The 19,851-nt window shown below is 66.3% G+C and carries 19 protein-coding genes and 1 tRNA gene; 5 read left to right on the top strand and 15 right to left on the bottom strand.

Annotated elements, in window-relative coordinates:
* The first annotated feature begins 90 nt into the window (after positions 1 to 90).
* Entirely contained in the window at positions 91 to 435 is a 345-nt protein-coding gene (gene rpoZ, locus VCJ71_RS10950) for a DNA-directed RNA polymerase subunit omega (RefSeq protein ID WP_324641168.1), read from the top strand.
* A gap of 76 nt (positions 436 to 511) precedes the next feature.
* Here rpoZ and VCJ71_RS10945 read toward each other — a convergent pair whose 3' ends face one another.
* The gene (locus VCJ71_RS10945; protein WP_290136800.1) at positions 512 to 745 is read right to left on the bottom strand and encodes a DUF3072 domain-containing protein; all 234 of its coding nucleotides are present in this window, start codon (positions 743 to 745) and stop codon (positions 512 to 514) included.
* Positions 746 to 846: 101 nt separating this feature from the next.
* On the opposite strand from VCJ71_RS10945, the gene VCJ71_RS10940 reads away from it, so the two are divergent.
* Positions 847 to 1,914, top strand: a complete 1,068-nt coding sequence (locus VCJ71_RS10940) for a DUF3667 domain-containing protein (protein ID WP_324641167.1) — start codon at positions 847 to 849, stop codon at positions 1,912 to 1,914.
* Positions 1,915 to 1,974: 60 nt separating this feature from the next.
* Here VCJ71_RS10940 and VCJ71_RS10935 read toward each other — a convergent pair whose 3' ends face one another.
* From VCJ71_RS10935 to VCJ71_RS10905, 7 genes are all read right to left on the bottom strand, one after another.
* Positions 1,975 to 2,247, bottom strand: coding sequence for a hypothetical protein (locus VCJ71_RS10935; RefSeq protein WP_324641166.1), 273 nt, complete (start codon positions 2,245 to 2,247; stop codon positions 1,975 to 1,977).
* A 27-nt stretch (positions 2,248 to 2,274) separates the two neighbouring features.
* Positions 2,275 to 4,239 carry an ATP-dependent zinc metalloprotease FtsH gene (gene ftsH, locus VCJ71_RS10930; protein WP_324641164.1) on the bottom strand — a complete coding sequence of 655 codons (1,965 nt, stop codon included), beginning with the start codon at positions 4,237 to 4,239 and terminating at the stop codon, positions 2,275 to 2,277.
* A 54-nt stretch (positions 4,240 to 4,293) separates the two neighbouring features.
* Positions 4,294 to 5,097, bottom strand: a complete 804-nt coding sequence (locus tag VCJ71_RS10925) for a class I mannose-6-phosphate isomerase (protein WP_324641163.1) — start codon at positions 5,095 to 5,097, stop codon at positions 4,294 to 4,296.
* Positions 5,094 to 6,134, bottom strand: a complete 1,041-nt coding sequence (locus VCJ71_RS10920) for a mannose-1-phosphate guanylyltransferase (RefSeq protein ID WP_324641162.1) — start codon at positions 6,132 to 6,134, stop codon at positions 5,094 to 5,096. Before VCJ71_RS10920 ends, VCJ71_RS10925 begins: the two co-directional genes overlap by 4 nt.
* Before the next feature lie 86 nt (positions 6,135 to 6,220).
* Positions 6,221 to 7,249: a galactokinase gene (gene galK, locus VCJ71_RS10915; protein WP_324641161.1), complete on the bottom strand. Its 1,029-nt coding sequence runs from the start codon at positions 7,247 to 7,249 to the stop codon at positions 6,221 to 6,223.
* Position 7,250: 1 nt separating this feature from the next.
* The gene (locus VCJ71_RS10910) at positions 7,251 to 8,336 is read right to left on the bottom strand and encodes a galactose-1-phosphate uridylyltransferase (RefSeq protein ID WP_324641160.1); all 1,086 of its coding nucleotides are present in this window, start codon (positions 8,334 to 8,336) and stop codon (positions 7,251 to 7,253) included.
* A 132-nt stretch (positions 8,337 to 8,468) separates the two neighbouring features.
* Positions 8,469 to 8,555, bottom strand: a tRNA-Leu gene (locus tag VCJ71_RS10905).
* Between the two features lie 240 nt (positions 8,556 to 8,795).
* Between VCJ71_RS10905 and VCJ71_RS10900 the strand changes: the two genes are divergently transcribed.
* Positions 8,796 to 9,788 carry a complex I NDUFA9 subunit family protein gene (locus VCJ71_RS10900; protein WP_324641159.1) on the top strand — a complete coding sequence of 331 codons (993 nt, stop codon included), beginning with the start codon at positions 8,796 to 8,798 and terminating at the stop codon, positions 9,786 to 9,788.
* 15 nt (positions 9,789 to 9,803) lie between these two features.
* Here the strand turns inward: VCJ71_RS10900 and VCJ71_RS10895 are convergent, their stop codons facing one another.
* Entirely contained in the window at positions 9,804 to 10,661 is an 858-nt protein-coding gene (locus VCJ71_RS10895) for a dienelactone hydrolase family protein (protein ID WP_324641158.1), read from the bottom strand.
* A 139-nt stretch (positions 10,662 to 10,800) separates the two neighbouring features.
* Here VCJ71_RS10895 and VCJ71_RS10890 point away from each other — a divergent pair, with 139 nt between their 5' ends.
* The gene (locus tag VCJ71_RS10890; RefSeq protein WP_324641157.1) at positions 10,801 to 12,225 is read left to right on the top strand and encodes an aldehyde dehydrogenase family protein; all 1,425 of its coding nucleotides are present in this window, start codon (positions 10,801 to 10,803) and stop codon (positions 12,223 to 12,225) included.
* Between the two features lie 3 nt (positions 12,226 to 12,228).
* Here VCJ71_RS10890 and VCJ71_RS10885 read toward each other — a convergent pair whose 3' ends face one another.
* The gene (locus tag VCJ71_RS10885; RefSeq protein ID WP_324641155.1) at positions 12,229 to 13,443 is read right to left on the bottom strand and encodes an FAD-dependent monooxygenase; all 1,215 of its coding nucleotides are present in this window, start codon (positions 13,441 to 13,443) and stop codon (positions 12,229 to 12,231) included.
* A gap of 33 nt (positions 13,444 to 13,476) precedes the next feature.
* Between VCJ71_RS10885 and VCJ71_RS10880 the strand changes: the two genes are divergently transcribed.
* Positions 13,477 to 14,607, top strand: coding sequence for a WD40/YVTN/BNR-like repeat-containing protein (locus VCJ71_RS10880; RefSeq protein ID WP_324641153.1), 1,131 nt, complete (start codon positions 13,477 to 13,479; stop codon positions 14,605 to 14,607).
* Between the two features lie 3 nt (positions 14,608 to 14,610).
* On the opposite strand, the gene VCJ71_RS10875 is transcribed toward VCJ71_RS10880, so the two are convergent.
* The 5 genes from VCJ71_RS10875 to VCJ71_RS10855 all read right to left on the bottom strand — a co-directional run bounded on the left by VCJ71_RS10875 (position 14,611) and on the right by VCJ71_RS10855 (position 19,804).
* Positions 14,611 to 15,264: a YceI family protein gene (locus VCJ71_RS10875; RefSeq protein ID WP_324641151.1), complete on the bottom strand. Its 654-nt coding sequence runs from the start codon at positions 15,262 to 15,264 to the stop codon at positions 14,611 to 14,613.
* 70 nt (positions 15,265 to 15,334) lie between these two features.
* Complete coding sequence (purU, locus tag VCJ71_RS10870; RefSeq protein WP_324641150.1) at positions 15,335 to 16,189, bottom strand: formyltetrahydrofolate deformylase; 855 nt, start codon at positions 16,187 to 16,189, stop codon at positions 15,335 to 15,337.
* A 22-nt stretch (positions 16,190 to 16,211) separates the two neighbouring features.
* Complete coding sequence (locus VCJ71_RS10865) at positions 16,212 to 17,222, bottom strand: NAD(P)H-dependent flavin oxidoreductase (RefSeq protein ID WP_324641148.1); 1,011 nt, start codon at positions 17,220 to 17,222, stop codon at positions 16,212 to 16,214.
* A gap of 22 nt (positions 17,223 to 17,244) precedes the next feature.
* On the bottom strand, positions 17,245 to 18,402 hold the full coding sequence (purT, locus tag VCJ71_RS10860; RefSeq protein ID WP_324641146.1) for a formate-dependent phosphoribosylglycinamide formyltransferase: 1,158 nt from the start codon (positions 18,400 to 18,402) through the stop codon (positions 17,245 to 17,247).
* A gap of 106 nt (positions 18,403 to 18,508) precedes the next feature.
* A complete protein-coding gene (locus VCJ71_RS10855) occupies positions 18,509 to 19,804 on the bottom strand; it encodes an aspartate kinase (protein ID WP_324641524.1) in 1,296 nt (431 codons plus the stop codon).
* Positions 19,805 to 19,851: the final 47 nt, after the last annotated feature.

Below are 19,851 nucleotides of genomic sequence, written 5' to 3'. Positions count from 1 at the left end.
ACCGCAAGCGAAGCCGATTTCCTTGACTCCGTGGCGTGCCCCGCCTAGGTAGCCCGCTTCCCGAGCTTTAGCCGAATTTGGAGTAGCCGCATGGCGCGCGTGACCGTCGAAGACTGCGTCGACAAGATTCCCAACCGTTTCGACCTGGTGCTGCTGGCAGCCCAGCGCGCCCGCGAGATTTCCGGCGGTGCCGAACTCCTCGTCGAACGCGACCGCGACAAGAACCCGGTGGTCGCCCTGCGCGAAATCGCCGACCAGCAGATCAAGCCGGCCGAACTGAACGAAGCGCTCGTCCAGTCGCTGCAGCGAGTTCTGCCGGAAGACGACGACGAATTCGACGAAGTCGGCTCGCTGAGCCAGTCGGCCGAAGCCATGCGGATCACCGCGGCGGCACCGGCCCGCTCGACCTCGATCGGCGGCGACTACGAAGGCTGAGCGGCCTTCGATCTCCACATGAAAAAGGGCCGCCCGATTGGGCGGCCCTTTTCGTTTCGGCTGGCGAAGACCGGCCTTACTCGCCCCGACCGGTTTCCGATTGCAATTCGTCGATCCGCTTCGATGCTTCCGCCTTGGTAAGCTCCGCATCGTAGGCGTCGGGCTTGCCTGCCTCTTCGCTCAGGGTTTTCAGATAGCTCGCCTGCGCGCCGGTCATGCGCTCGTCGCCGGTCGTCCAGTTGTCCGGATCCTTCTGCGCGTTCCCGACGGAATCGCTTTTCGGGGCTTCGGTTGCCTGCGGTGCACTCATCCTTTGTCTCCTTTCCCGGTCAACGACTTCGTTCGTCAAATGTTCCGAGTTGCGGCGCGGCCGAACCGCCCTATGCTTGGCCGCATGACGGGGGCAGCGGCATGAGCGATATCGGCGACGCATTGGGCACGGCAGCCGAAGGCGGGCTGTTTGCCAGGGCGGTCAGCGGCGAGAAGGGCCCGGCGCGCGACGCCACGGGACATTTCGCGGAAGGCCAGTGCCTGAATTGCGGAACCGAGCTGATCGGCGATCACTGCCACGAGTGCGGACAGAAAGCGCACCTGCACCGCACGCTGGGTGCCTTCCTGCACGACCTGCTCCACGGCGCGTTGCATTTTGAAGGCAAGACCTGGCGCACCCTGCCCGAACTTGCCTTGCGGCCCGGCAAGCTCACCCGCCGCTATATCGAAGGCGAACGGCGCAAGTTCGTTAGCCCGATGGCGCTGTTCCTGTTCTCGGTCTTCCTGATGTTCGCGGTGTTCCAGGCGGCCGGCCTGTCGGTCCCGCCGGACATCGAGAACACCCAGATGGCGGCCGAAGTGCGCGCGATCGATGCCATCGGCCTGGCGCGCGACGAACTCGAGGACTTGCCTGCCGAGGATGCCGAAGCGAGGGCCGAGGCCGAAGCGCGGATCGACGAACTCGAAGCCACGCTTAAGAAGATCAAGGCGGGAGAAAACTACGAATTCGTCGATGCAGAGGGCAATCGCGCTTACCAGCAATTCAATCTCACCGGCCTCGATTTCATCGACCGGACGATCGTGAAGAAGTGGCGCACCAACCCCAGCCTCATGCTCTACAAGCTGCAAGCGAACGGCTACAAATTCAGTTGGCTCCTGATCCCGCTATCGATCCCGTTCGTGTGGCTGCTGTTCGCATGGAAACGCCGTTTCCGCGCCTACGATCACGCGATTTTCGTGACATACTCCATTGCCTTCATGTCGCTGCTCTTCATTGCCGTGTCGCTGCTGGCGGTGGCGGGGCTGAAAGCCGGATGGCTGGTCTGGGCCGTGCTGCTGATCCCGCCGATCCACATCTACAAACAACTGCGCTACGCTTACGGCCTCTCGCGCCTGTCGACGATCTGGCGGCTCGTCTTCCTCCTGCTCTTCATCTCGGTCGTGCTGATCCTGTTCCTGCTGATCCTGACGGTGCTGGGCGCCTTCTGAACGAAGAAGGGCGCGGAAGCCGAAGCCGCCGCGCCCTTGTCGTCAATTTTCCGCAAAAGGTCAGTCGGTGCCGTCGAGCGCGCCATCGCCCTGGTCGGGGTCGGTCGCCTCGTCCTCGGCCAGTTCGGCCTGCAGGTTGTCGGCGCCCTGCTTGATGCCCTCGGCGGCGTCCATCGTGCCTTCGCGAACCGCGTTCTCGACCACTTCGGCATTCGCCTCCGTATCGGCGGCAGCACGCTCCAGCGTGTCCTGCGCATTGCTTTGCGTTTCCTCGGAGCAGGCGGCAGCGAGGACCAGCAGCGACGCGGCCCCGGCAAGTTTGAGATAGGTCATCGGCAATCTCCCTTTCGCAAGGGCAAACTACGCGCCTTGCGGTGCCGTTCCCCCGTCGCCGAACTTCTTGCCGGCTTTCGGGATGGCGGACCCGCGGATCGGGCGCGCGGGCGCGTTGCCGCCGGCCGGCTGGTCGGGCCGGTCGAGCTTGCCCGTTTCCATCAGCTGGTTGATCTCGTCGCCGGTCAGCGTCTCGTATTCGAGCATCGCCTGAGCGAGCAGGTGGAGCTTGTCCTCCTGGTCGGTCAGGATTTCCGTCGCACGCTTCAGGCCGCCTTCGACCAGCGCCTTGATCTCCGCATCGATCAGCTTGTTGGTTTCGGCGCCGCCCATGGTGCGTGACGACTGGCCCATGCCGAGATAGCCTTCCTGCTGCTGTTCGTACTGCAGCGGGCCGAGCTTGTCCGACATGCCCCACTTGGTGACCATGTTCTTGGCAAGGTCGGTGGCGTACTGGATGTCGCCACTGGCCCCGCTGGACACCTTGTCGTGGCCGAAGATGATTTCTTCCGCCACGCGGCCACCCATCGCCACGGCAAGGTTCGCGTGCATCTTGTCGCGGTGATAGGAATAGCTGTCGCGTTCCGGCAGGCGCATCACCATGCCCAGCGCGCGGCCGCGCGGGATGATCGTGGCCTTGTGGATGGGGTCGGACGCAGGCTCGTTCAGGCTGACGAGGGCGTGACCTGCCTCGTGATAGGCGGTCATCTTCTTCTCGTCATCGGTCATGACCATGCTGCGGCGTTCCGCGCCCATCATGACCTTGTCCTTGGCGTCCTCGAATTCCTGCATCGCGACCAGGCGCTTGTTGCGCCGCGCGGCCAGCAGCGCCGCCTCGTTGACGAGGTTGGCGAGGTCCGCGCCGGAGAAGCCGGGCGTACCGCGTGCGATCGTGCGGCTGTTCACGTCGGGCGCCAGCGGCACCTTCTTCATGTGGACCTGGAGGATCTTCTCGCGCCCGTCGATATCGGGCACCGGCACCACGACCTGGCGGTCGAAGCGGCCCGGGCGCAGCAGCGCGGGGTCGAGGACGTCGGGCCGGTTGGTGGCGGCGACGATAATGATGCCTTCGTTGGCTTCGAAGCCGTCCATCTCGACCAGCAGCTGGTTCAGCGTCTGTTCCCGCTCGTCGTTCGAGTTGCCGAGGCCGTGGCCACGACTGCGACCGACCGCATCGATCTCGTCGATGAAGACGATGCAGGGCGCATTCTTCTTCGCCTGTTCGAACATGTCGCGCACGCGGCTGGCGCCGACGCCGACGAACATTTCAACGAAGTCCGAACCCGAAATAGTGAAGAACGGCACCCCCGCCTCACCCGCGATGGCGCGGGCGAGCAAGGTCTTGCCGGTACCGGGGCTGCCGACCAGCAGTGCGCCCTTGGGGATCTGCCCGCCGAGCTTGGAGAAACGCTGCGGGTCTTTCAGGAACTCGACGACTTCCTCCAGCTCCTCGCGCGCCTCGTCGATGCCGGCGACATCGGCAAAGGTCACCTTGCCCTGCTTTTCGGTCAGCATCTTGGCTTTCGACTTGCCGAAGCCCATCGCCCCGCCGGCGCCGCCGCCCTTCTGCATCTGGCGCAGGGCGAAAAAGGCGATGCCGAGAATGAGGATGAACGGCAGCGACTGGGCCAGGATCCACAGCAGCATGTTCGGCTGCTCGCTTGCCTCGACCGAATATTCGACTCCGTTCTGGGTCATCAAGTCGGGCAAGTTGACGTCGCTTTCCAGCGGCACGGTCGTGAACGTCTCGTCGTTCTTGAGCTTGCCGGTGATCAGGTCCTGCGAGATGTCGACCGATTCCACCGAACCTTCGGCCACGCGGTTACGGAAATCGGAATAGGCGATGCGGTTGCCGGCATCGGCGTTGTTGTTGCCGAACAGCGAAACCACCAACAGCAGGCCCAGGAAGATCCCGCCCCACACGAACAGGCTTTTCACCCACGGATTGCCGCCATTTTCCGGCTCGCCGCCGGGCCGATTGTCGTCGCTCATCGCAATAAATCCCTTTCAGGCAACCAATGTAGGCGCAGGCACATGAATGACAAGCTAAGCGCCGCCGACAGGAACGGCGATCAGGCCAGACGCGCCTTGTCCGGATTCGAGTGCCGCAGCATCGTGGATCCAGGCGCAGTCGCCCGCCATCACCGGGCCGATCCTGCCCGTCGTGGGCAGCACGAGCGCCCGGCGACCCGCCAGCCGCTCGCGCGCAGGCCCGGATAGCGGACCGTCGTAGCGCAGGAGGTAGAAGTGCGGACCTTCCACCAGCCAATCCTCGCCCGTCGCCGCAATCCTGCGCCTCAGCGCGGCCGGATGCGGCCCGCGCCGGGCGATAGGAAGCGCAGCATCGAGGTGCAGTTCGCGCGGGCGGCCGTAGTCGTAGAGGCGATAGGTCACGTCGCTGTTCTGCTGGATCTCGATCAGGCTGACGCCGGCGCCGATGGCATGGATCGTCCCTGCCGGGATGTAGAGGAAATCGCCCGCTTCGACCCTGTGCCATTCGAGCAGGTCCTCGATCCGGCCATCGAGCGAAGCGGCACGCAATTCCTCCTCGCTCACCGCTTCGCGCAAGCCTACGCCAAGCCGCGCGTCGCCGTCAGCCGCGATGACCAGCCAGCATTCTTCCTTCCCCGTCCGGCCCAGCCCTGCGGCTTCCGCCTGGTCGTCGTCGGGGTGAAGCTGGATCGAAAGTTTGTCGCAGGCGAAGATGTACTTGGCGAGTAGCTCGGGGAGCTCGTCCGGCGGCTCGAACCAGATTTCGCCGGTCGGTTCGCTGCAGGCGCGGTCGAACGGCGTAGGCAAGTGCATACAGCCCCAGATCTTGGCCACTTCGCGGGTCGGTAGGCGCTTCACTTGCCGTTCGCTCCGTCCAGCGTGCCGACGGCTTGCGCGCCGTCCATCGTCGTCACCAGCACCTCGCCGCCGTTCACGACGATGACGATGTTCTCCAGCCCGATGGCCGAAACGCGCGGACCGTCGCTGTCGATGGCGACGTTGTGGCAGTCGACCAGCTGCGCGCTGCCTGACACCGAATTGCCGGAAGCGTCGTGTGGCCGGGCGTCATGGAGGGCTTGCCAGTTTCCGATGTCGGACCAGCCCATACTGACCGGCACCATCGCGGCGCGGTCGGTCCGTTCCATCACGGCGTAGTCGATCGACGTGCCATCGATCCGGGCGAAGCTGTCGGCGCCCGGCCTGAGGATCCGCCCGTCGCGTGTCGCTTCATCGACTGCTGCCTTGGACAGTTCGGCGATATCAGCGCGTTTGGCAGCCAGTTCTTCGAGGAAGCGGTCGGCGCGGAAGAGGAATATCCCCCCATTCCAGTCGTGCCTTCCGCCGGCGAGGAATTCGGCGGCGCGCGCGGCATCGGGCTTCTCGGTAAATTGCGCGACCCGGTAGGCGCCATCGCCGAGGCTTTCGCCCCGGGCGATATAGCCGAAGCCCGTCTCGGCCCGTGTCGGTTCTATCCCGAACGTCACCAGCCAGCCATCCTGCGCCAGCCCGGCAGCCCGCGAAACAGCAGCGTCGAAAGCCGCGGTGTCGGCGACATGCTGGTCGCTGGGGCAAACGAGCAACAGCGTGTCGCCGGGCACGCGCAGGGCCGCCAGCGCGATCGCCGCAGCGGTGTTGCGCGCGCACGGTTCGACGATGATCAAAGCGTCGGCGTGGCTGCATTGCGCCTCCACGAGTGGCTGGTGCGCCGCACCGGTGACGATGATTGGCGGGCCGAAACGCATTGCATCTGCGCAGCGCGAAAGTGCCTCTTCGAACAGGGTCGTTTCGCCGACAAGCTTCTGGAAAGGCTTGGGATTGTCCGGGCGGCTGCGCGGCCACAAACGCGTGCCGCTGCCGCCGCACAGGATCACCGGGGTAATGCGCGCTTCGTCCATGGGGCGCGTGATAGCGCAAAACGGGCAACAAGCGGTAAACGTGTCGTGAACCATCGCACGCCCCGAGGGGCGGTAGCCGCCTCGCTTCAAACGCTCGCGACGAAGCGGGCGTCCGGATGCGCGGCCAGGACGCTGCCCAGCCAGTCCTCCCTCGCGCCTTTATCGACCAGAGCCACGATGCACCCGCCGAACCCGCCGCCGGTCAGCCGGGCGCCGTCCGCCCCCATCGTCATCGCATCGGCAACCAGCGCGTCGATAGGGGGCAGCGAAACGGCGAAATCGTCGCGCATCGAGGCATGGCTTTGCGCCATCGCGCCGGCCAGTGTGCCGATGTCGCCGGCCTTGATCGCCGCGAGAGCAGCAAGCACGCGGCGGTGTTCGGTCGCGCAGTGGAGTGCCCGGCTGCGATAGGGCTCTTCGAGGGCGGAGCCGGCGATGTCTTCGGGCTCGAGCGAACACAGGTTCGCGGTCCCGAAAAACGCCTTGGCCCGGTCGCATTCCAGCTTGCGCTCCTTGTAGCGTCCGTCGGCAAGCTTGCGGGTCACGCCGGAGTGCAGGACCACGAAGTCGTGGCTCTGTGGCAAGACGGCTATCTCGTAATCCAGGCTCTCGGTATCGAGCGCGATTGCGGTGCCCGGCGCGGCCACCGCGACCGCCATCTGGTCCATGATGCCGCATGGCACGCCCATGTAGTCGTTCTCTACCCGGCGCGCGGCGACGGCGAGTTCGACATCGCCTTGCGTCCCCTGCCCCGCATCGCGCGCCGCCTTGAGGATGGCCACGATCAACGCTGCCGAGGAGGACAGGCCGGAACCCTGCGGGATGGTCGAACGGATGGTGAGGCTTGCGCCGCCATCGACGAGGCCGAGCGCACGCGCCTCCCGCACGGCGCCGACCGCGGGGTCCGACCAGTGTCCGTTCGCCCCGTCGTCGATCGATCGCCGTGCGACCTCGTCGTAAGAATCGGCAGCAACCGTCACCACCCCGTCGGTGCGAGGCGCAAGTTCGACTTCGAGACCGATCGAAAGCGCCGCGGGCAGGACCATGCCGCCGTTGTAGTCGATGTGCTCGCCGATCAGGTTGACCCGCCCGGGCGCATATCCGGCGAATGCCATACTAGAGCTCCCTCAGCCGCGACGCCGCGCTTTCGGGCATCACGTCGACCGTGAACAGGCCGGTGTGCTGTTCCACCGAAGCGAGATATTTCACCCGCCCCGGCGCGCGCAGCAGCGGATAGAACTGCACGGTAAAGTGGTAATTAGCAGAGCCACCGCGCGGCGCGGCATGGAACGCCATCATCGTCGCGGCAGGCCGCTCGAAAAGCGCATCGTAGCGGCGCGTGACCTCGCCGAGCCAGTGGGCCAGGCTTTCGAGTTCCTCGTCGGTGCAGTCCCACGGGCCTTCACGCCGCTGCGTGGGGGCGAGCCATATCTCGTAGGGAAACCGGGCGAAACGCGGCACGAAGGCGGCAATCCCGCCGGCGCTGCCGATGCCGTAATCGGGCTGGGCCTCGGCGATTTCGCCCGCGAGATCGAAGCCGTCGGCAAAGGCTGAAACGGCGCGCTGCTGCGCTTCGGGGATCCGTTCGAAGCCGTAGATCTGGCCATGCGGATGGTGCAGCGTCACGCCCACCTCGTCGCCCCGGTTCTCGAACGGCAGCACATATTCGCACCCTTGGGCGAACATGGTGCGATAGCGATCGATCAGCGCGGCCAGCAGCACCTGCCGCCGGTCCGTGCCGATCGAATGCAAATTGCCTTCCGCTTCCGGGGCATAGACCACGACGTCGCAAGCCCCGCGAGCAGGCTCCGTGGCCATACCCCCAAGGCGGGTGGCGCCTTGCGCTGCAGGATGGAACGCGGCGAACTTGTTTTCGAACACCGCCAGCTCGAAATCCTCGAAGGGAATTTCCGTCGCCGGCCCGCTTGGAGTGCCGGGCGCCAGCGGATCGTCCGCCGTCGCCGGCTTGAACGTCCGGTTCTGCCGGTGCGCGGCATAGACATTCCATTCCCGGCGCAGCGGATGGAACCGCAGTTCGCCGCCCTGAGCGATGTCGTCGGACGGTTCCGGCAGGGGATCGAGCCGATGCGGCGAGCGCCCGTACAGGTGCAGCATCCGCCCGTCGGCCTTGCGCCAGTCGCGCCGGAAGACCGGCCCGGGTCCGACGCTGCGCTCAAGTTCGAAATTTTCGCTTCGGCTCATACCGACACGTGCCGCGCTCCCATGCGGCCTAGCGCCGCGAGATTGCGGATTAGAACACGGATGCCGCCGTGACCAGCCGGACATGCGCCCGCCGATCCACGACGTGCCGCGAAGGATGCTGGAAGTGATGAGTGGTGCCCAGAAGAGGACTCGAACCTCCACGACCTTGCGATCGCCGCCACCTGAAGACGGTGCGTCTACCAATTCCGCCATCTGGGCACACTGTGCAGGTCCGGTCGTCGAATGCCGGGCTGCCGGGTAGGCGCGGGCCACTAGCGAAGGGGTGGCGGGGTTGTCAACGCAAGATCGCCCCGACACCGGACAATTCTGCGCCTGACAATTCCCCGCCCAGCGGGCTGCCGGATTGCCGACCTTGCGGTCCGGCGCGGCTTTGGGCAAAGGCGGCGGCGAAGAAAGCCGCGCGGCACATAACCCATTCCCGCGCATTGAAAGGGCATCATGGCAACGCGCAATCCTTTGAACGGCAAGCTCGTCACGCTGATCGGCGGGAGCGGCTTTTTCGGCACCCATATCGCGCAGGCGCTGCTGGAGCGCGGGGCGCGGGTGCGCATCGCCAGCCGGTCGCCGCAAAGCGCTTTCAAGCTGAAGGCGATGGCGAACCTGGGGCAGATACAGTTCATGCGCTGCGACGTCACCAACGAGGCGAGCCTGCGCCACGCCGTCGCCGATGCGCACGGCGTGGTCTATCTCGTCGGGGCCTTTAGCGGCAATCTCGACGCCCTGATGCGCGATGGCGCGGGCGATGCGGCGCGCTTCGCGCACGAGGCCGGCGCCAGCAGCTTCGTGCAGGTCAGTGCGCTCGGCGTCGATGCCGATTCCGATGTCGATTACTCACGCACCAAGGCGCAGGGCGAGGAACTGGTCCGGGAGGCTTTCCCGAAAGCGACCATCGTCCGCCCGTCGATCATTTTCGGCGAGGACGACGATTTCCTGAACATGTTCGCCAAGCTGATCCAGGCCTTCCCGGCCCTTCCGGTCTTCGGGCCGGACGCGCAGATGCAGGTCGTGAATGTCGACGACGCGGCAGAGGCGGTCGCCAATGCGTTGGCAGACCCCGGCAAGCATGGCGGCAAGACTTACGAGCTGGCCGGCCCCGAAGTCCTCACCATGGCCGAGATCAACCGCATGATCGCCGATGCGCAGAACCGCGACCGGACCTTCATCGAATTGCCCGACTTCGTCAGCCGCAACTTTGCCAAGTTCACCGGCTGGCTGCCGTTTGCGCCGATGACGATGGACCAGTGGAAGCTGCTGAAACGGGGCAGCGTGGCAAGCGGCGATTTTCCGGGGATCGAGAAGCTGGGCGTGACCCCGCGACCGTTGTCGCTGTTCCTCGACCGCTGGATGACCACCTTCCGCAAGCACGGCCGCTTCGGCAAGGCCAGCGCATCGCGACCCACCGCCACGGGCGGCGGGACGATCGGCACCTGACCGGCTGCCCGCGCGCTACAGCGCGCGGGCGTAGGTCTCCAGCAACAGCGCATAGGCGCGTTCTGCCGCGGCGCGGTCGTATGCCGGCGAGTCCGGCACGGTCCACCCATGGTCGCCTGCAAATACGTCGACCTGTCCTGCGGCTCCCGCATCAGCCATCGCGCGGCGCAGGATTGCCTTGTGATCGGGATTTTCCGCATCGTCATCCTGCGCGATGGCGATGAGATAGTTCGCATCCCCGCGCAGCATCGTGTGCGGACTGTTCTCCGCTTCGCGGACGAGGCCGCCGCCATGGAAACTGGCGGCCGCGCGAATGCCCGGCACTGCCGCGGCGCTCCAGATCGTGAACGGGCCGCCCATGCAATAGCCCTGCGTGCCCATTCCGCGCGCGCCATCGACCGCCGACTGCTCCATCAGCCAGCCGGCTGCGGCGCGCGCGGTGCGCTGCACGCTTCCGGCAGTGAGCTGGTCGCGCCAGGGCTTCACCTTTTCGAAGCCGTCCTGCTCCACGAAGGCCGCGAAATCGGCGAACTGTTCGCCCGATACGCTCTGGTAATAAGGGTTGAGGACGAGCACGGCATAGCCCTCGCCCGCCAGCCGCCGCGCCATGGCGCGCTTCGCATCGCGCAGCCCGGCGATGTCCGGCCACATGATGACCGCCGGCGATTCGCTGTCGGCGGGATGGACGAAGAAGGCGTCCATCGTGTCGTCGCCAATAGCGAAGGATACGCTGCGTTCTGCAAGCCTGCCAATATCACCGCCGCCATAGGTTGTGCAGGCGGACAGGCCCACGGCCCCGCCGGCGAGAGCGGCCCCCGCCCCGAACTTGCGGCGGTCCATCGCCCATCTTGCCAGCAAATCGCGATCGCACATCGTCTCGTCTCCCCGAATGAAGCAGCTTCGCCTTCGTTTAATTGAACGCTTAAACTCCCGCCGCGTGCATGCTATCTACGCATGGAAAGCCATTCGGTGCCGGAGCGCGAAAAGCCCTGGCCCGCCAGAGGAGAGCGCGATGCCCACTGCCTACAAGAACCTGATCGACGGCGAGATGATCGAGACCGCCGACACGCTGGACGTGGTGAACCCCGCGAACGAGGAAGTCATCGGCGTGGTACCAGCCTGCGGCAGGGACGAGCTCGACCGCGCGGTCGCCGCCGCGCGCCGGGCGTTCAGGACCTGGTCGAAGACGCCGATCGAGGAACGGCGCCAGGCGGTGCAGGCCGTCGCCAAGATCATCTCCGACAATCACGAGGAGCTCTATCGCCTCCTGACCAGCGAGCAGGGCAAGCCGCACGGCCAGGCCAAGGGCGAAATCCTCGGCGCCGCCTACATGGCAGGCAACCAGGCCACGCTGGAGCTGGAAGACGAGATCAACGAGGACAGCGACACCCGCCTGTCGCGCACGCGCCGCGTGCCGGTGGGCGTGGTCGGCGGCATCGTGCCGTGGAACTTCCCGGTGATGATGGCGATGCAGAAGATCGCGCCTGCCATGCTGTCGGGCTGCACCATCGTGCTGAAGCCCAGCCCCTTCACCCCGCTCGCCACGCTGCGTCTGGCGGAGCTGATCAAGGATGCGATGCCCGCAGGCGTCGTCAACATCATCACCGGCGAGGATGCGCTCGGCCCGATGATCACCGGCCACCCGGACATCGACAAGATCACCTTCACCGGCTCCACCGCGACTGGCAAGAAGATCATGGAAGGCGCGAGCGCGGACCTGAAGCGCATCACGCTGGAACTGGGCGGCAACGATGCGGCCATAGTCCTGCCCGATGCCGACGTGGAGAAGGTCGCCGAAAAGCTCTTCTGGTCGAGCTTTTCCAACGCCGGCCAGGTCTGCATCGCATCCAAGCGGATCTACATCCACGAGGATATCTACGACGAGCTGTCCGCCGCCATCGCGGAGTATGCGAAGGGCGTGACCGTGGGCGACGGATCGCAGCAGGGCACCGGCGTCGGTCCGATCCAGAACAGGAAGCAGTTCGAACGGGTATGCGAGCTGATCCAGGATGCGAGGGACAACGGCTACAAGTTCCTGCTCGGCGGTGACACCGATCCTTCGGGGTCCGGCTATTACGTGCCGATCACCATCCTCGACAACCCGCCCGAAGACGCGCGGATCGTGGCGGAAGAGCAGTTCGGCCCGGTCATGCCGCTGATGAAGTTCTCGACCGAGGAAGAGGTGCTGGAGCGGGCCAACAACTCCGAGTACGGCCTCGCCGGGTCGGTTTGGACGCGCGATACCGATCGCGGCGTGAAGCTGGCCGAGCAGATGGAGACCGGCACGGTCTGGATCAACGAGAGCCAGCACCTGTCGCCCTTCGCCCCGTTCGGCGGGCACAAGCAGTCGGGCTTCGGCGCGGAATACGGCAAGGAAGGCCTGCTCGAATTCACCTATCCGCAGGTGATCACCGTGAACAAGAAGGCGATGGCCTAGCGATCAGCGATAGTCCGGCGGCGCGGGGCGCTGCCGGATCTGCCACGCGTCGACACGCTTCGGGACAGCGCGAAAGATCGCGGATACACCGCGCCGCAGCCACGGCCTGCCGTGGGCGATCGCGCCCATCGTGGCGCTGTCGCGGTGGATGCGGGCGACGCGTTTCAGGCGCAGTCGGTCGAATTCCGGCAGGATCCTGTCGGGCGGGAGACGCCCTGCCAGGATGCCGAGCGCCCATGCATCTTCGATGCCCTGGCAGGCGCCTTGCCCCTGGTTCGGTTCCATCGCGTGAGCGGCGTCGCCGATGCAGATGACCCTGCCGCGCCCGAAGGATTTCGGCATCGGACGGGCGTGGATTGGAATGGTGATCAGGGCTGCGGGATCGGATGCGGCGACAGCCTCCCGGATTCGCTCGGGGAAAGAGTGCGAGCGGCGGAGAAGTTCGGCATGGTCGAGCGCGGCAATCCCGGCCTGAGTGCCCGTTGCCATGTAGAACCAGTATCCCGAGCCGCCGGCATCGAACAGGCCGAAGCGGTCGCCTTCGCCCCAGATTTCCTCGCCGTGCCCGGTCGCTTGCGGGGCGGCATCGACCAGGTTCAGGACCCCGCCGTACCCGCGATACACAGGCGGATTGCCAAGCAGCGAAGTGGCGATGTCGGAATGGATGCCGTCTGCGACGATTAGGAGGTCGAAGTCTCCCAGCAATGTCCCGTCCCGCGCAGCCAAAGCAACGCGCCCGCCTTCCTCCTGCGCGCGCCCGACCGCGACGCCGAGGCGTACGTTTCCGGCCCCAAGCCGTTCCAGTAATATCGCCTGGAGATCGGTCCGCAGCGGCAGCCAGCTGTCGCTGCCGGACAGGTCGACGGGCCCGAAAAGGTCGCGTCCCTGCACGTCCCGCAGCGCAAGCCGTTCGACCCCGGCGGCCTTGGCGCGTACCGCATTCCCGCACCCGAGCCAGTCGAGGCCGGCCATCGCGTTGCCCCAGATCGACAATGCCGCGCCCATCGGGCGGATGTCTTCCGCCTGTTCGAACAAGGTCACGCCGAAACCTGCCTTGCGCAGGGCAATGCCCGCAGACAATCCGGCGATGCCGCCCCCGATTACTGCCGCCGACGAAGCCATGCGCTTCTCCCCGTTTGCGCACAGGCTACCGAATTTGCCTTCCGTTTCCAGTGCATTGGACACATCGTTCCATGCGGCGGAGCGAACGATGGCCACAGGGCGACTTTGCCGGACAAGAAAGGATCGCGCATGAACGGGAAAATCCACGCACTCTCCGCAGCTCTGGCCGCGTCGCTGATGGCCTCTTGCGCCGCTGTGCCACCCGCGCCTGTTCAAGCCCCAGCCGAGCGGGCAATCGCCCCCGTCGACCTTGCCGCATGGCAGACCCTGCCGACCGAGGCCTTTCCCGGAAAGCGCGACTCCATCTCCTTCGGCAACACGATGCACGGGTGGTACGGAACCGGCGCGGGCGACCTGTTCCGCACGCAGGATGGCGGCGCGAGCTGGAGCAAGGTGGCGAGCCGGCCCGGCACTTTCGTGCGCGCCGTTGCCTTCCTCGATGCCGAGAACGGCTTCATCGGCAATGTCGGCACCGATTATTACCCGGGCGTCGAGGACGAGACCCCGCTTTATCGCACGCGCGACGGCGGCGCGACATGGCAGGCGGTCGATCTGGGCGGACAGACGATCAAGGGCGTCTGCGCGATCGACATCGTGACCTCCGAGCGGATTTACCAGGGCAACCTGGAGCCGCGCACGGTCATACATGCCGCCGGGCGCGTGGGCGGGCCGACCGGCATCCTGCGCTCGGTCGACGGCGGCGAGACATGGAGCGTGATCGACATGAGCGCGCAGGCGGGCATGATCCTCGACATCAAGTTCTTCGACGAGAACACCGGCCTCGTCTTCGCGGCGACCACCTCCAGCAGCCGCGATGCCGAGGGGCTGGTCCTGCGCACGACGGACGGCGGACGGACGTGGAGCGAAGTCTATCGCTCCGGCCGGCCGCACGAATTGATCTGGAAGGCCAGCTTCCCGGGCGGCGGCGATGTCGGCTATGCCACCGTGCAATCCTACGACCAGGAGCGCGCCACCCAGCTCGTCATCAAGACGACGGATGGCGGGCGCAGCTGGCAGGAGCTGGAGATGGCGCAGAACGCGCAGGCGCGGCAGTTCGGCATCGGCTTCATCGACGAGAGCACGGGCTTCGTCGGCACGTTCGCCGGCGGCTATGCCACGAACGACGGCGGCGCAAGCTGGCGCGAAGTGCCCATCGCCCGCGCCGCCAACAAGTTCGACGTGGTGCGGACGCCTTCCGGCGGTCGCATCTATGCCATCGGCACCGAAGTCCAAGTGCTGGACTTCGGTTTCGCCGACTGAGCCCTACTGCTTCTCGAACGCGGCGCTGATCGTCAATTCGACCGCGTCGCCGACGACCGGCAGTGCATAGTCGATACCGAAGTCGGACCGCATGATCGTGGTCGTGCCGTGGAAGCCGATGGTCTCGGCCTGGCTCATCGGGTTGCTGCCGGCGCCGGTGAAGCGGGCCTCGATCGTGACGGGCTTCGTCACGCCGTTCATCGACAGATTGCCCGCAACGATGGCGCGGGTGCCATCGCCGTAGACGGTGACAGCAGTCGATTCGAATGTGGCGGGTGCAGGCTCGGCGCCGAAGAAGTCGGGCGATCCGCCGTCCTTGCCGGGCCGCAGCAGGTGATTGCGCAGGCCTTCGCTCGGCACGGCGACGCTGGTGATCGGCACGCTGACCGAAACGCGCGCGCCCTGCGGATTGGCAGGATCGATGACCAGCGTGCCTTCCGCGTCGCCGAACACGCCGTGATAGTCGTTGAAGCCGAAGTGGTTGACGCTCCAGCCCACCAGCGTGTGGGCCGGGTCGGTCTGGTAGGTTCCGGCGGCGACGCGGCTGACGTCCATCTGGCCGGGCAGGTCCGCGCCGTGATGGTCGGCAGATGCGGGCAGCGTTGCGATGGCGGCAAGGCTTCCCGCTGCGGCAAGGGCGATGGCGTATTTCTTCATGGTGTCCTCCGGAGTGTTGCGCTCGGCCTTCCAATGCAGGAGCCGCGCCGTGCGTTCCGGTTGCCCCGCCTCAGCCGGAGAAGACCACGGTCCGCCCGCCGTTGACGAGCACCCGGTCGGCAAGATGCAGACGGACCGCCTCGGCAAGCACGCGGCTTTCGATGTCGCGGCCCTTGCGGATCAGGTCTTCGGGGCTGTCGGCATGGCCGATGGCCTCGGCATCCTGGTGGATGATCGGCCCTTCGTCGAGATCGCTGGTAACGTAATGCGCGGTGGCGCCGATCATCTTCACCCCGCGCGCATGGGCCTGGTGATAGGGTTTTGCGCCCTTGAAGCCGGGCAGGAAGCTGTGGTGGATGTTGATGCAGCGCGCGGCAAAATGGGCCGCCTGTTCGTCCGACAGGATCTGCATGTAGCGCGCCAGCACGACCAGTTCCGCGCCGGTTTCCTGCGCCAGGCGCCGCACTTGCGCCTCCTGCGCTGCCTTGGTGTCCGGCGTGATGGGCAGGTGGTGGAACGGCAGGTCGCCCAGCTCCGTATGCTCGATCGCCTCGCGCGGATGGTTGGAGACGATGGCGACCGGCTCCATCGCCAGTTCGCCGATGCGCCAGCGATAGAGCAGGCTGGCGAGGCAATGGTCGAACTTGCTGACCATGATCATCACCCGGCGCGGGCGATCGCGCTGAACCAGCTTCCATTCCATGCCGAACCGGTCGGCGATGGGGGCGAAGCAGCTGCGCAGCTCCTCGCGGGTGGCCTCGCCGGGGTCGAACTCCACCCGCATGAAGAACGCGCCCGCGCCAGTGTCGTTGAACTGCTGCGCTTCCAGCACGTTGCCGCCGCGCTCGAACAGGAAGCCCGTCACCTTCGCCGTGATGCCGGGGCGGTCCGCGCAGGACAGGGTGATGACGAGGGGTGCGCTCATTCGGGGCCTTCGGAACCGTTGCCTAGCGCCGCGACAGCGCCTCTTCGCACTGGGTCATCAGCTTGGCGATGATGTCGGCGGCGGGTTCCTCTTCCTTCAGCATCCCGACCGACTGTCCGGCCATCAGGCTGCCGTTCTCGACATCGCCGTCGATCACCGCGCGGCGCAGCGCGCCGGCCCAGTAGTGCTCGATCTGCAGCTGCGCTTCGGCCATCGCGATCTCCTCGCGGTCGAGCACGGCGGCGACTTCGCGCTGCTTGGCAGTGAATTCTTCCGTGCCCTTGTTCTTCAGCGCCCGGACGGGGATCACCGGCAAGCGCGCATCGACCTGGACCGATGCGACCGCATCGCGCGCGCTGGCGCGGAAGAATGCCTTCTTGAAATCGGGATGGGCAATGCTCTCCGTCGCGCAGGCGAAGCGGGTGCCCAGCTGCACGCCCACCGCGCCCATTTCGAGATAGCCCGCGATTGCCTGCCCGCGGCCGATCCCGCCGGCCACGAAGACGAGGTGGTCTTCGGCCAGTTCGGGCAGGAATTCCTGCGCCAGCACGCTGGTCGAGACGGGGCCGATGTGGCCGCCCGCTTCCATCCCTTCGATCACCAGCGCGTCCCCGCCGCTGCGCAACAGCTTCTTTGCCAGCGCGAGCGTGGGGGCGAAGACGATGACCCTGGCGCCGCCTTCCTTGATCTTTTCGACGCTGCCCTTGGGCGGGATGCCGCCGGCGAGCACGACATGGCCGACACCGTGCCGCGTGCAGACCTCGATCAGGTCGAACAGCTGCGGGTGCATGGTGATCAGGTTCACACCGAAGGGCTTGTCCGTCAGCTTCTTCGTTTCGGCAATCTCGGTATCGAGCAGTTCCGGCGTCATCGCGCCGCAGGCGATCACGCCGAAGCCGCCGCCGTTGGAGATGGCGGAAACGAGGTTGCGCTCCGACACCCAGCTCATCGCGCCGCACAGGATGGCGTGTTCCGAACCGAGGAATTCGCGGCCGCGCCGCATCAACGCGTGTGATCGTTTGTAATCTGTCATGACCCGGCCTTTAGGGTTCGCCTCAGCGGTAGGCAATCCGCACCTTGGCTGCGGCGGAGCTGGCGGCAGCGCGCGCCGCATCGGTATCCGGCCCGCTGGCGAGGGCCACACCCATGCGCCGGTAGGAGCGCGTCATGGGTTTGCCGAAGATGCGCAGGTCCGCGCCTTCCGCCATCGCATCGGCAAGCCCTTCGAAACCGAAGTCGTCGCTCTCCCGGTCGGCGAGGATCACGGCGGAGGCGCTGGCCCGCGCGCGGATATCGTCCGGCAGCGGCAGGCCCAGGATCGCCCGGGCATGGAGGTCGAATTCGGTCAGGTCCTGGCTGACCAGCGTTACCATGCCGGTATCGTGCGGGCGCGGGCTGAGTTCGGAAAAGATGACCTCCTCACCCTTCACGAAGAATTCGACGCCGAACAGGCCGTGTCCGCCAAGCTCGTCCACCACCCTGCGCGCCATGGCCTGCGCGGCGCCGATGGCGGCGTCGGTCATGGCGGCGGGCTGCCAGCTTTCGCGGTAATCGCCGCGTTCCTGCCGGTGGCCGATGGGCGGGCAGAAGCTGACCCCGCCGGCATGGCGCACGGTCAGGAGCGTGATCTCGTAGTCGAAGTCGACGAACTGCTCGACGATGACGCGCCGCCGGTCGCCGCGCATGTTTTCTGCGGCATAGGTCCACGCCGCTTCCAGGTCGCCCGGATCGCGCACGGTGGACTGGCCCTTGCCGCTGGAGGACATGACGGGCTTGATGACGCAGGGCAGGCCGACATGCTCGGCCGCCGTCAGCACCTCGTCCAGACTCTCGGCATAGCGATAGCGCGAGGTGACGAGGCCCAGCTCGTCGGCGGCGAGATCGCGGATGCCGTCACGGTTCATGGTCAGCTGCGTCGCGCGCGCGGTCGGCACCACGTTGAAACCGTCCGCCTCCAGCTCGGCGAGCACTTCGGTGCGGATCGCCTCCACTTCGGGCACGATGAAATCCGGGCGGTGCCTTTCGGCGACCGCGCGCAAGGCCTCCCCGTCGAGCATCGAGAACACCTCGCGCCCGTCGGCCAGCTGCATCGCGGGCGCGTCGTCGTAACTGTCGCAAGCGATCACCCGCGCGCCCAGCCGCTTTGCGGAAATGACGAATTCCCGCCCCAGCTCGCCGGACCCGAGCAGCAGGATGGTGGCGATGTGGCTCATCGCGTGGAGGTGGCCGCTTCACCCAGACTGAAGCCCGCCGAGTATCCAAGCCAGGCCAAGGCCACGAGCGCCACGAGAAACGCTACGACCCAAACAGCGCGCCGGCTCATGCGGCCTCGTCTTCCGCATCGAGGCCGTAGGCGGTGTGGAGGACGCGGACGGCGAGTTCGGTTTCGTCTTCGTCGATCAGCACGCTGATCTTGATCTCGCTGGTGGTGATCGCCTGGATGTTGATCCCGCGCTCGGCCAGCGCGGCGAACATGTCCGCCGCAACGCCCGCATGGCTTTTCATGCCCACGCCGACGACGCTGATCTTGGCGATCTGGCTGTCGGTGATGATGCGGTTGAAACCGATTTCTCCGCGGTGTTCCTCCAGCAGCGCCTGCGCGCGCGGCAGGTCTGCCTGCGGGACGGTGAAGGTGACGTCGGTCTCCCCCTTGTCGCGCCCCACGTTCTGGATGATCATGTCGACATTGATGCTGGCCGCCGCCAGCGGGCCGAAGATATGCGCCACCGCGCCGGGCTTGTCCGGTACGCGGGTCAGGATCACCTTCGCTTCGGTCTTGTCGTGGGCGATGCCGGTAACCAGCTGCCGTTCCATATCCAGCTTCTCCTCGAGCGCCGTCATTTCCTCTTCCGACACGATCAGCGTGCCGGGCAAATCGTCCGCCGACGGGCCGTCGCCGTCGGTAAAGCTGCTGAGCACCTGCACGCGCACGCCGGACTTCATCGCCAGGCTGACGCTTCGGGTCTGCAGCACCTTGGCGCCGACGCTGGCGAGCTCCAGCATTTCCTCGTGCGTCACCGCCTTCAGCTTGCGCGCCTTGGCCACGATGCGCGGGTCGGTGGTATAGACCCCGTCCACGTCGGTATAGATGTCGCACCGGTCGGCGCCGATAGCCGCTGCCACCGCCACGGCAGAGGTATCGGACCCGCCGCGGCCCATGGTGGTGATGCGCCCTTCGTCCGAAACGCCCTGGAAGCCCGGGATCACCGCGATCTGGCCCTCGCCCATCGCCGCCAGCAGGCCTTCCGCATCGATGGCTTCGACCCGCGCCTTGGCATGGGCTTCGATAGTGCGGACCGGCAATTGCCAGCCAAGCCAGCTGCGCGCCTGCATGCCCATGCCCTGCAGCGTGAGCGCGAGGAGCCCGCTGGTGACCTGCTCCCCGCTCGCCACGACGACGTCGTATTCGGCCGGATCGTAAAGCGGATTCGCCTCGCGTGCGAAATTGACCAGCCGGTCGGTCTCGCCAGCCATGGCGGATACGACCACCGCCACCTCGTCGCGCGTGCCGTCGGGCTTTGGCGCGGCCTGCCGGCGCACGATGTTGGCGACCCGGCGAATGCGCTCGGTCCCGGCCATCGAAGTGCCGCCGAATTTCATCACGATCCGGGCCAAAGTCGCCATGCTCCTGCTGGTGCGGGTTGAACGGCGCTGTTAGAGAG

It is taken from the genome of Pseudoblastomonas aquimaris, from assembly GCF_035481675.1.
In the GTDB taxonomy this organism is placed as follows: domain Bacteria; phylum Pseudomonadota; class Alphaproteobacteria; order Sphingomonadales; family Sphingomonadaceae; genus Alteriqipengyuania_B.
The sequence above is the reverse complement of the archived record's forward strand: the minus strand, read 5'-3'. Positions and strand labels throughout refer to the sequence as shown.